The 11837-nt window shown below is 66.4% G+C and carries 8 protein-coding genes; 4 read left to right on the forward strand and 4 right to left on the reverse strand.

Features of this window, described 5'->3' with window-relative positions; genetic code table 11:
- Window positions 1-36 precede the first annotated feature (36 nt).
- The gene (locus ACQY80_RS13585; protein ID WP_428685872.1) at window positions 37-1338 is read left to right on the forward strand and encodes an efflux transporter outer membrane subunit; all 1302 of its coding nucleotides are present in this window, start codon (window positions 37-39) and stop codon (window positions 1336-1338) included.
- Here ACQY80_RS13585 and ACQY80_RS13590 read toward each other — a convergent pair.
- Window positions 1335-1970, reverse strand: coding sequence for a TetR/AcrR family transcriptional regulator (locus tag ACQY80_RS13590; protein ID WP_428680613.1), 636 nt, complete (start codon window positions 1968-1970; stop codon window positions 1335-1337). The two genes, ACQY80_RS13585 and ACQY80_RS13590, sit on opposite strands and share 4 nt — an antisense overlap.
- 108 nt (window positions 1971-2078) lie before the next feature.
- Here ACQY80_RS13590 and ACQY80_RS13595 point away from each other — a divergent pair, with 108 nt between their 5' ends.
- From ACQY80_RS13595 to ACQY80_RS13605, 3 genes are read left to right on the forward strand one after another with little or no spacing between them, the layout of a single operon-like run.
- Window positions 2079-3245 (forward strand): efflux RND transporter periplasmic adaptor subunit, encoded by a 1167-nt coding sequence (locus ACQY80_RS13595; protein ID WP_428680616.1) that lies wholly within the window; start codon window positions 2079-2081, stop codon window positions 3243-3245.
- A gap of 10 nt (window positions 3246-3255) precedes the next feature.
- Window positions 3256-6435: a multidrug efflux RND transporter permease subunit gene (locus ACQY80_RS13600; RefSeq protein WP_428680619.1), complete on the forward strand. Its 3180-nt coding sequence runs from the start codon at window positions 3256-3258 to the stop codon at window positions 6433-6435.
- On the forward strand, window positions 6428-7840 hold the full coding sequence (locus ACQY80_RS13605) for an efflux transporter outer membrane subunit (RefSeq protein ID WP_428680622.1): 1413 nt from the start codon (window positions 6428-6430) through the stop codon (window positions 7838-7840). Before ACQY80_RS13600 ends, ACQY80_RS13605 begins: the two co-directional genes overlap by 8 nt.
- Before the next feature lie 13 nt (window positions 7841-7853).
- Here the strand turns inward: ACQY80_RS13605 and ACQY80_RS13610 are convergent, their stop codons facing one another.
- The 3 genes from ACQY80_RS13610 to ACQY80_RS13620 all read right to left on the reverse strand — a co-directional run bounded on the left by ACQY80_RS13610 (window position 7854) and on the right by ACQY80_RS13620 (window position 11571).
- Window positions 7854-8978 (reverse strand): tetratricopeptide repeat protein, encoded by a 1125-nt coding sequence (locus ACQY80_RS13610; protein WP_428680625.1) that lies wholly within the window; start codon window positions 8976-8978, stop codon window positions 7854-7856.
- A 187-nt stretch (window positions 8979-9165) separates the two neighbouring features.
- Complete coding sequence (locus ACQY80_RS13615) at window positions 9166-10932, reverse strand: vWA domain-containing protein (RefSeq protein WP_428680628.1); 1767 nt, start codon at window positions 10930-10932, stop codon at window positions 9166-9168.
- A 99-nt stretch (window positions 10933-11031) separates the two neighbouring features.
- The gene (locus ACQY80_RS13620) at window positions 11032-11571 is read right to left on the reverse strand and encodes an RNA polymerase sigma factor (RefSeq protein WP_428680631.1); all 540 of its coding nucleotides are present in this window, start codon (window positions 11569-11571) and stop codon (window positions 11032-11034) included.
- Window positions 11572-11837 lie beyond the last annotated feature (266 nt).

The following is an 11837-nucleotide window of genomic DNA, read 5'->3' on the forward strand; positions in this document are numbered from 1 at the left end:
CTTTTGCCGCTGTTGCTGGGCGCCTGCGTGCCGGCGATGACGCCGCGCCCCGAGGCGAGCGCGGTCGTACCGCCCGCCGACTGGCGCACGCCGGTGTCGAGCGAGGGCGATATCGATGCCGCTTGGTGGGCGCGCTTCGGCGATCCGCAGCTCAGCGCGCTGGTCGAGCAGGCGCGCGCGAACAACAATGATCTGGCGATCGCTGCCGCCCGCGTCGCCGAGGCGCGTGCGCAGATACGCGTTGCGCGCTCGCTGCTGCTCCCGACCCTGTCGGCAAGCGTTCCGGTGTCGGAGGCGCGCAGCGTCAACGCCTTTGGCCAGCCGAGCGAAAGCACGTCGGCGCAGCCGCTATTTCAGGCGGCCTATGAGGTCGATCTGTTCGGCGGCAATGCGGCGCGGCGGGACGCGGCGCGCGACAATGCGGCGGCGGTCGCGGCGGCGCATGAATCGGCGATGCTGTCGGTCAGCGCCGCGACCGCGAGCAGCTATATCGCGTTGCTCGCGCTCGACCAGCGGCGCGAACTGCTGAAGGAAACGCTCGTCTCGCGCGGCGAGGCGCTGCGCATCGCGCGCGACCGCGCCGAGGCGGGCTATACTTCGCAGCTCGAGCTCCAGCAGTCGGAGGCCGAATATCGCGCGACCGAGCAACAGATACCGGCGATCGAGGCGGCTATCACACGGCAGGAGAATGCGCTGTCGCTGTTGGTGGGTGACGCGCCGCACGCGATCGCACGCGGCGCGGCGTTCGCTGGGCTGACGACGCCGCTGGTGCCCGCCGTGATGCCGTCCGAGCTGCTGCGCCGCCGCCCCGACATTGCGCAGGCCGAATATGCGCTCGCCGCGAGCGACGCCAATCTGCGCGCCGCGCGCGCGCAATTTCTGCCTCAGATCCGGCTTTCCGCCTCCGGCGGCGCGGCGATTTCGTCGTTGCTGGGCGATCCGATCAGCATCTGGTCGATCGGCGGCAGCATATTGGCGCCGATCTTTCAGGGCGGGCGGTTGCAGGGGCAATTCGACGCGGCAACCGCGCAGCGCGATCAGGCCGCCTTCGCCTATCGCAAGACGGTGCTCACCGCTTTTCGCGAGGTCGACGACCAATTGGCCTTGATCGACCGGCTCGGCGCCCAGGAGCAGGCCTTGCTCGCGCAGCGCGCCGCGGTCGCCGAAGTGCTGCGCCACGCGACGAACCGCTATCGCGCCGGCTATTCGCCCTATCTGGAACAGATCGACGCGCAGCGCGCGCTGCTGGCGGTCGATCTGGCGCTGATCCAGCTTCGTACCGACCGGCTGACGGCTTCCGTTGCGCTGTATCAGGCGCTGGGCGGCGGCGCGGCCTAGCGAATCCCGAAATGGATGAAGAAGGATTGCAGCCGCCAGCGGATCTGATCCTCGTCGGGAATCCCGTCCTCGACCCCGAATAGGCGGCTGAGCATCGTGTCGCCGGAGACGATCGACAGGAAAAGATGCGCGGTCGCCTCGGGGTCGTCGATTGCGACCTCGCCCGCCTCGGCCCAGCCCGCGAACAATTCGGTCACCTCGGCGATGAAGGGGAGGTGGAGGTCGCGATAGGTCTGGAGCGCGAAATCGCGGTCGCGAAGGCATTCGGATACGAGCATCCGCATCAGCGCAATTGCCCGCGGCGAGCGCCATGTGTCGCATTCGCTGCGGACATAATCCATCAGCGTCTCGACATGCGACTGGCGCGAGTCCGCGCTGCGGCCGGCGCGCTCCGCCATCGTGTCGCCGCACCAGCGGACGGCAATTGCGTGGAGCAGGCCCTGCTTGTTGCCGAACAGTTCGTAAAGCGTTGCAAGCGAGCCGCCCGAACGGCGAACGATCTCGGCCAGACTGGTCCGGTCATATCCCTGTTCGATGAACAGGGTCTCGGCCGCATCGAGGATCGCCTCGTGTCGCCGTTCGCGCGGAGTTTGTCTATCTATTTGACATAATGCCACTTCATCCTCGTCCAACAGCTTTTCTCTCCCTTGCTCTTTTTTGTAATCTAAATTACACGCATCGAATGTGCAACGGTTCAGTCCGTGCAAAGTTCAAAAAATCACCGAATTTCAGGGGTCCATATGAGTCGCGTCCGTCCCTTTGCAAGCGCCGCCGGCGCTGCGCTGGCCTTGTTGCTGGCTGCCTGCTCGTCCGAAGCGCCCCCCGCGCCGCCGCCGCCCGAGGTCAATATCGTGACTGTGGGAACGCAGGCGGTGCCGAACGTCATCGAACTGCCTGGCCGCGTCCAGGCCTATCGCACCGCCGAGGTGCGCGCGCGCGTCGACGGGATCGTCGAACGTCGCCTGTTCGAGGAAGGCAGCCTCGTCGCAGCGGGCAAGGCGTTGTTCCGTATCGACCCGCGCCAGTTGACCGCCAATGTCAACGCCGCGCGCGCGCAGCTCGCGCGCGCGCAGGCAACCGCGGCGAACGCGCGGCAGGTCGTTGGCCGTTACCAGCCGCTGCTTGCCGATCAGGCAATCGGCAAGCAGGAATATGACGCCGCCATCGCGGCGCAGCGCACGGCGGAGGCCGATGTTCAGTCGGCGCAGGCCAATCTGGAGTCGGCGCGGCTCAATCTTGGCTATTCGACCGTCACCGCACCGATCGGCGGCCGCGCGCGGCGCGCCGAGGTGACCGAAGGCGCGCTGGTCAGCGCGGCGCAGGGCACGCTGCTGACGACGATCGAACAGATCGACCGCGTTTACGTCAATTTCGGCCAGTCGAGCTCGGACCTGATGGCGATCCGCCGCGACATGGAATCGGGACGGCTGGAAGTGCCGCCGGTCGGGCGCACCGAAGTGCAACTGATCCTCGAGGACGGGACGCCCTATCCTGTGGTCGGCCATCTCGACTTTTTCGACCTGTCGATCGACGAGGCGACCGGCACCGCCGCGCTGCGCGCCGAGTTTCCGAACGCCACCAACGCGCTTCTGCCCGGCCAGTTCGTGCGGGCGCGGATCAAGGCGGGCGTGCGCCCCAACGGCATCCTGATCCCGCAGCGCGCGGTTCAGCTGTCGGCCGACGCCGCGACGGTGATGATCGTCGATGCGCAGAACAAGGCCGCGATCCGCCCGGTGAAGCTGGGCACGATGGAGCAGGGGCAGTGGGCGATCCTCGACGGCCTGAGGCCGGGCGACAGGGTGATCGTCGACGGCTTGCAGAAGGTGCAGCCGGGGCAGCCGGTCCGGGTCGCCGGAAAGGCAGCGCCAAAACCGCCCGCCGCCAAGACGCCGGTCCAGAAGCGCTGAGCCCGATATCATGACCCCCCGTTTTTTCATCGACCGGCCCATCTTCTCATGGGTCATCGCCATCGGCATCCTGCTCGCCGGGATCATCGCGTTGCGCAGCCTTCCGGTTGAGCAATATCCGACCGTCGCGCCGCCCTCGCTGACGATCGGCGTCACCTATCCGGGCGCCGACGCTGCGACGCTCGAGCAGAATGTCACCCAGATCATCGAGCAGGAGCTGAACGGGGTCGAGGGCTTCCTCTACATGGCCTCGTCCAGCGAATCTAACGGTACCGCGTCGATTACCCTGACCTTCGAGGCGGGGACCGACATCGACACCGCGCAGATGGAGGTGCAGAATCGCCTGCGCCGCGTCGAGCAGCGACTGCCCGAGGACGTCCGCCGTCAGGGCATTTCGGTGACCGAGGCCAATTCGGGCTTCCTGCTGATCGTCGCGATCACGTCGAAGAGCGGCAAGACCGACCCGATGCAGGTCAATAATTTCGCCAACACGCGCGTGCTCGACGAACTGCGTCGCGTAAACGGCGTCGGCAATGTTCAGGCGTTTGCGCCCGAATATGCGATGCGCATCTGGCTCGATCCGCAGAAGCTGGCATCCTATAATCTGTCGCCGGCCGAGGCGCTGGCCGCGGTGCAGGAACAGAACAGCCAGACGCCGGGCGGCCAGCTCGGCGACCAGCCTCTCGCCAAGGGTGCGCAGCTCAACGCCGTCATCACGACGCAGGGCCGCTTCACCAAGCCCGAACAGTTCGAGAGCATCATCCTGCGCGCCAACCCCGACGGGTCGGCGGTCACGCTGGGCGATGTCGGTCGTGTCGAACTGGGCGCTGCGAGCTATCTCTTTTCGTCCGAACTCAACGGCAAGCCGATGGCAGGCCTTGCGGTCCAGCTGACCCCGGGCGCCAATGCGCTGTCGACGGCGGAGGGCATCCGCGCGCGGATGGACGAGCTGTCGAAGGGTTTCCCGCCCGACATCACCTGGTCGATCCCATACGACACCACGCCCTTCATCAGCCTGTCGATCGAAGAGGTGGTGAAGACGCTGGTCGAGGCGATGGTGCTCGTCTTCCTCGTCATGTTCCTGTTCCTGCAGAACTGGCGCGCGACCGTGATTCCTAGCATTGTCGTCCCGATCGCGCTTGCCGGCGCGTGCCTCGGCCTCTGGATGGCCGGCTTCTCGATCAACGTGCTGACCCTGTTCGGGATGGTGCTGGCGATCGGCATCCTCGTCGACGACGCGATCGTGGTGATCGAGAATGTCGAGCGCATCATGAGCGAAGAGCATCTGTCGCCCTATGAGGCGACGGTAAAGGCGATGGGGCAGATCACCTCGGCGATCATCGGTATCACGCTGGTGCTGATCGCGGTGTTCATCCCGATGGCCTTCTTCCCCGGTTCGACCGGCGGCATCTATCGCCAGTTCTCGCTGACGCTTGCGATCTCGATCGCCTTCTCGGCTTTGCTCGCGCTGACGCTGACCCCGGCGCTTTGCGCGACGCTGCTGAAGCCGCACGACGAGGATAAACGCCAGGGTCCGGTCGGCGAATGGCTCGACCGCTTCTTCGGCCGTTTCAACAACTGGTTCGGGCGCACGACCGACCGCTATCAGGGCGGCGTCGGACGTCTGTTGTCGGCGCCGCTGCGCTGGCTCGGCGTGTTCCTCGCGCTGGTCGCCGTGACCGCTCTGTTGTTCACGCGGCTACCGGGCTCGTTCCTGCCGCAGGAGGATCAGGGCTTCCTGATCACCGTCGTGCAGGCGCCGCCGGGCGCGACGACGCAGCGGACGAATGTTGCGGCGAACGAGGTGCAGAAATTCTTCGCCGAACAGCCGCAGGTTGCGAACACCGTGCTCGTCCATGGCTTCAGCTTCTTTGGGCAGGGTCAGGCGAACGCGATCATGTTCACGCCGCTGAAGCCATGGGAAGACCGCAAGGGCAAGGAAAACAGTGCCGACGCGATTGCCGGCAAGGCCATGGGCGCGTTCATGGGGATCAAGGAGGCGTTCGTCTTCTCACTCTCGCCGCCGTCGATTCCCGAACTTGGCACCGCGAGCGGCTTTACCTTCAAGTTGCAGGATCGCGGCGGCAATGGCCGCACCGCGCTGCTTGCCGCGCGCAACCAGATGCTGGGCGGGGCGATGCAGAGCAAGCTGCTCGCCAATGTCCGCCCCGAGGGGCAGGAGGACGCGCCGGTGCTGAAGGTCGATATCGACCGGATCAAGGCGCGCGCGCTCGGCCTGTCGATCGGCGACGTCAACGCGACGCTCGCGATCAGCTTCGGCAGTGCCTATGCCAACGACTTCACCCGCGAAGGCCGCGTGCTGCGCGTGCTGCTCCAGGCTGACGCCGCGAGCCGCATGACGCCGCAGGACGTGCTCGACCTCAAGGTCCGCAGCACGACCGGAGGCATGGTGCCGTTCGGATCGTTCAGCACTGCCGAATGGACCGCACAGGCGCCGCAGCTCCAGCGCTATAACGGCTATCCCGCAATGACGATTTCGGGCGAGCCTGCGCCCGGCCAGTCGACCGGCGAGGCGATGGCCGAGATGGAGAAACTGGCACAGGGACTGCCCGACGGCTTCGCGTTCGAGTGGACCGGTATCTCCTATGAGGAGAAGCAGTCGGCTGGGCAGATCGGCATGCTGCTCGGCCTGTCGCTCGTCGTCGTCTTCCTGCTGCTCGCCGCGCTTTACGAAAGCTGGTCGGTTCCGGTCGCGGTGCTGCTGGTCGTGCCGCTCGGCGTGCTCGGCGCGGTGCTCTTCTCGATGCTGCGCGGGCTCAACGCCGACATCTATTTCAACGTCGGTCTGATCACGATCATCGGGCTCGCCGCGAAGAACGCGATCCTGATCGTCGAATTCGCGATCGAGCAGGAGGCCGAGGGCAAATCGACGCTCGATGCGGTGATGGAAGCCGTTAAGCTGCGCCTGCGTCCGATCATCATGACCAGCATGGCCTTCATCCTCGGCATGGTGCCGCTGGTGATCGCGAGCGGGGCGGGGGCGGCCAGCCGCCGCGCCGTCGGCACCGGCGTGATGGGGGGCATGATCGCTGCGACCCTGTTCGGCATCTTCTTCATCCCGCTCTTCTATCTGTCGGTCCGCAAATGGCTGAGCCGCAAGCGGCCGCCGGCACCATCGGAAAAAGGTCATCATGAGGAGCATCGCGACGGGGAGCCGAACCATGCGTAAGCCGATTCTGCTTCTTGCCGCTGCGACGATGTTGTCGGGCTGCGTCAATCTGGCGCCGGCGGACACGCGTCCGCCGCTCCCGACCGCGCCCGACTATCCTGACGGCTTTGCGAACGACGTGGCGCTGGGTCAGCGGGCGACCGAGATATCGTGGCACGATTTCTTTGCCGATCCGCAGCTCGAAGCGCTGGTCGCGCGCGCGCTCGAGCGGAACCGCGATCTTGTGGTCGCGGTGGCGCGGATCGACGAGGCGAAGGGGCTGTACCGGATCCAGGATGCCGACCGGCTGCCGACCGTCAACGCGAGCGCGGGGGCAACGCGAAGCCGCAGCTTCTCGCCGTTCGCGGTGCCGCCGGGCCCCGACACACTCAATAACTACACCGTCGGCGTCGGGGTCACGGGCTTCGAGCTCGATTTCTGGGGACGGGTGAAGAATCTGTCCAATGCGGCGCGCAGCCAGTATTTCGCGACGCAGCAGGCCGAGCGCGCGTTCCGCCTGTCGCTGATCCGCGACGTCGCCTCGACCTATTTCGCCTCACGCGGGGCCGAGGAGCAGATCGTCCTTGCTGAAGCCACCGTGACGAGCCGGCGCGAGGGGCTTCGCATCGCCAAGCTGCGGCTTGATGCCGGGGTCACCTCGGCGCTCGACTATCGCCAGTCCGAAACCTTGCTGACGCAGGCCGAGACCCAGCTTGCCAGCCTGAAGCTGGCAAAGGCGCAGGCCGACAATTTCCTGGCCGTTCTGGTCGGCGGCCCAGTTCCCGGCAATCTGCCCGCGCCGCTGGCGCTGGTCGATCAATCGCGCCCGCCTGCGCTGACTGCGGGCTTGCCGTCCGAGCTGCTCGTGGCGCGTCCCGACATATTGCAGGCCGAACAGCAGCTTCGCGCCGCGCGTGCGAATGTCGGCGCGGCGCGCGCCGCCTTCTTCCCGTCAATTTCGCTGACCGGCAATGTCGGCTTTGCTTCGGCTTCGCTCGATAACTTGTTCAGCAACAACGGCCTGACGTGGAGCTTCGGCCCTTCGATCAGCCTGCCGATCTTCGACTTCGGTCGCAACAAAGGCAACCTGACCGTCGCCGAGGCGCGTGAGAATATCGCGGTCGCGACCTATGAAAAGGCCGTCCAGTCGGCGTTCCGCGAGGTTGCCGACGCACTCGCCGGCCGTCGCCATCTGGCCGAACAGGTCGAGGCGCAGGAGCGCGGCACGCTCGCGCAGCGGCGCATCGCCGATCTCGCGCGCAAGCGTTACCGCGAAGGCGTATCGACCTATCTCGAGGTGCTCGACGCCGAGCGTAACCTGTTCGCGTCGGAACAGGCACTGATCGAACTTCGCCGCGCGCAGGTCGACAATCTTGTAACGCTGTATGTGGCGCTGGGTGGCGGGTTGGTCGAGCAGACTCGATAAGCGGGGCCAAAGCCTAGCGAAGCAGGGCCTCATAGCGGGCGTCGAGGTCGATCGCCCGCTGCTCGTCTGCTTCGGCCCGCTTGGCGTTGCCGATTTTTCGTAGCAGGACGCTGCGGTTGTAGAGCGCGCGCGCCGATTGCGGCGAATATTGCACCGCGCGGTCGAGGTCGGCGAGCGCGCGCGCGTCGTCGCCCTGCTGCGCATAGGCAAGGCCGCGGTTGAGATAGGCGGTCGATAATTTCGGCGCGACCGCGATGGCCCGGTCGAACGCTGCGATCGCCTCGTCGAGATCGCCGTTCCACGCGCGCTTCAGCCCGTCCGAAAGATAGGCCTCCGCCTGCCGGCGGACGTCTTTCTTGCTGCTGCTCGCCAGCTTCGTGCATTTGGCTGGCGCCCGATCGGGATCGTTCACCGTGCAGGCATTCCAGTCGCCGCGCCGCGCCGCCTTGTCGGGCAACCGGCGGGCTGCGCCGGTGACGACGATCGAGCCGTTGTCGTCCGACCGCTCGTCGGCCGCGATCGCCGAGACGGCGAGAGGAACGTCCTGAACTTCGCGCCGCGCCATGCGCCCCTGAACCACGATAGGCGCCGCTTCGCTGGCCTTCATCGCCGGAGCGGCGGCCGCGGGTGGGGGAGCAGGAGGGGGCGGAGGTGGTGGTGCTGGAGGCGGTGGCGCAGCGATGTCGGCCTGCGCGAAGTCCACACGCTTTTCAGCCGGAGCGGCGCCTTGCGAGGGTGCCGGACGCGCTGGCGCGGTCGCCGTAATCGTTTCGGACGGTTTCTGCGTGACCGCAGGAACCGGCGACGAGGCGTCGGCGACAACGTCCGCTTCGGTGCCGGGATCGTTGGTAGCTGGCGCGGGTTCCTCGCTGGCGGCCGGGCGGCGCTGGTCATAGGCCGTCCAGACAAAAGGCAGGGTAAGTGTCGCGATCAACGCCGCCGCCACGAGCGGACCGGCATAGGGGCGCCGGATCGAGGCCCACCAGCCGCCGGGGCGGACCGGGCGGGCGGGCGGCGTGGCCGGCGCTGCGTCAGATCCGTCGAAACGCGCCATCGCTGCGCCCATCGCCGCCTCCCGGCGCTTCGGCGAAGGCGGCGGCGGGTCCGGAAGCATTGTCCTGATGTCGTCGTTGCTCAATTACCGCCCCCCCAAATCGCCGCGCGAAGTGGCCGCGCGTGCAGCGGTGCTGAAATCGAGGGACGGGCGAAGGAACATCTGCTGGCCTTATACGCACAATCGGGCGCGGGTGAATGCCTCTCATATTCCGGCGGCATCGGCGTGATCGACGGCGGCGCAGCCTTCGCCGCGCCGCCGTCACCGTGGCCTAGCGTTCGAGCCGCGCCATCGCCCCGGCGGTCTTCGCAGCGCGAACGAGCCCGACGAATTCGTTGCGATAGCCGAAGCTGTCTTCTCCGCGCGCGGCGGTCACGATGCGTAGCACCTCGTCGAGGCTGGCCGATCCGCTATAACGGCCGCCGCGCAACAGTTCGGCGAACATCGCGACGCCGGTCGCGAAGCGGGCGTCCTGCGGCGCGTCGGCGAAGCGGGCGAACTCGACGCGACGGTCGATCGGGGTCGAGATCAGCTCGCTGCGATCCGACTTCGGCAATTTGTAGCGGATCTTCACGAAGCCATATTCGCTCGTTCCCTCAGCATTCGGATTGCGCGGGCTGCCGCGAACGACCTCGGGCGAATAGCGCAGGTCGTTCATCATGCGCGGCCCGCCGACGGGCACGATCTCATAGATCGCGGTGACAGTCTGGCCCGACCCGACATCGCCGGCATCGACCTTGTCGTTGTCGAAATCGTCGCGGTTCAGCATTCGCGTTTCATAGCCGACGAGCCGGTATTCGGCGACCGTGGCGGGGTTGAACTCGACCTGGATCTTCACGTCCTTGGCGATCGGAAAGAGCGTCGAGGTCGCTTCGTCGACCAGCGTCTTTCGCGCTTCGCCCAAGGTGTCGATATAGGCGGCGGCACCATTGCCGTTCTGCGCCAGCGTCTGCATCAGCGCGTCGTTGTAATTGCCCATCCCGAAGCCGAGGACCGAGAGGAAGACGCCCTTGCCGCGCTCGCGCTCGATATAGCCCTTGAGTTCATTCTGGTCAGTGATGCCGACGTTAAAGTCGCCGTCGGTCGCCAGCATCACACGGTTGACGCCATTGGGGTCGAAATTCTGCTGCGCCAGGGCATAGGCCTGACGGATACCCTCGGCGCCCGCGGTGCTGCCGCCCGCGCCGAGCCGGTCCATCGCTGCGAGGATTTTGGCCTTTTCGCTCGCCCGCGTCGGCTCGAGCGCGGTTCCCGCACTGCCGGCATAGGTCACGATCGACACCCGGTCGTCGGCACCGAGTTGGTCTAGCAGCAGGCCCAGCGACTGTTTGACCAGCGGCAGCTTGTTCGGCGCCTGCATCGACCCCGACGTGTCGATCAGGAAGACGAGGTTCGCGCGCGGCCGCGTCGCGCGTTCAACCGAAAAGCCCTTGATGCCGATGCGGACGAGCTTGCGCCCTTCCATCCACGGGCTGGGAAACACGGCGACGTTCGAGGTGAAAGGCTGCTGCGCGCTGCGTGGCGCGGCATAGTCATAGGGGAAATAGTTGATCAGTTCCTCGGTCCGGACGGCCGCGGGCTGCGGCAGGACATTGTTGTTGAGCGAGGCGCGGACGAAGGAATAGGAGGCGGTGTCGACGTCGATCGAGAAGGTCGAGACCGGTTCCTCGCGCGCGACCTTGAAGGCATTTTCGGGCGTCGAGGTGAATTTGTCGCGGCCGACATCCTTGTAATAAGGCATTTGATAGTCGGGACGCGGCGCGGCGCGACCGACGACAACCGACGGTGCGGGCGGCGGCGGCGGTGCGGGCGGGGCGATCCGATCGGCTGAGATCGCGCTGATCGCGACAGGCGCATCCATTCGATATTCGCTCCGCTTCGCGGCGGTGACGACGATCGATCCTTCGTCGGCGGCTTCGGCCGCCTTGGCCTCTGTCGGCGCTTCAGACGAGGGCGAAGCGATGTCGTCCGATTGCGAACAGGCGGAGAGAAGGCTGACCGACAGCCCGGCGGTGAGCATCAGAGTAAAACGGGACATGCAAAGTCTCCCTGGCAATAGCGGCGCAGAATCGCCCGCATGTCCCTTCGATGCGCGGGCGCGGGAAATCCTTGGGGAGCTTCGCGAAAAAATTTCGGGTCAGTCGTCGGCGGTGCCTGCGGAGCCGATCTGACGGCGGATTTCGTGCATCCGCCATGACACCGTGGCCTCGGCGATTCCCAGGATCTTCGCCGCCTCGGCATGCGTGAGCTGTTGCCCCGCGACCAGAACCGCCGTGTCGCGAAGATCGGGCTTCAGCCGCGCGATCGCGCTCTCGATCCAGATCGCGTCATACAAGTCGCGGCCGTCCGGCACCTCGGCCAGCCCGACCATGACGCTCAGCCGTCCGGCAAAGCGCGAGAAGGCGGACCGCCGGCGGCGGAAATCGCGGCAGGCGTTGAAGACGATTGCGCAAAGCCAGGTGGTGAATTTGGCGTCGCCGCGAAACGCACCGATCTTTTCGGCGAGGATGCAGCACACGTCCTGCGCTATATCGTCGGCGTCGGCGCGCGCGCCGGTCATCTGCCAGGCAAGGCCGTGGATGCGGTCGTAGTGGCGTCGGAGCAGCGCCGCAAAGGCATCGCGGTCACCGGCAGCCGCCGATGCGGCCAGATCACTGTCTTCGTCGCCCGGACGCATCAGGCGCACCGGCAGGACGGAAGGAACCGTCCGGCGCGATCATGGCCCTTCATGGACCCAGCCATCCCCGCATCCGCCATCGCATCGTCTGTGCCCGATAAGCGACCGCAAGACCATGCTGTTTTGCGCTGGCCGGACTTGTCCGTGAGAATGCGTAAGGCCGGGGCGCGGGTGGACTTTCCCGATTTGATTCTCGTCAGCGCGGAGGCGACTGCGACGCCCGACATTTCCTTCAAACCGCTCCAGCCCCCTGTGCCGTTCAATGT

Source organism: Sphingopyxis sp., from assembly GCF_965279755.1.
Classification (GTDB): domain Bacteria; phylum Pseudomonadota; class Alphaproteobacteria; order Sphingomonadales; family Sphingomonadaceae; genus Sphingopyxis.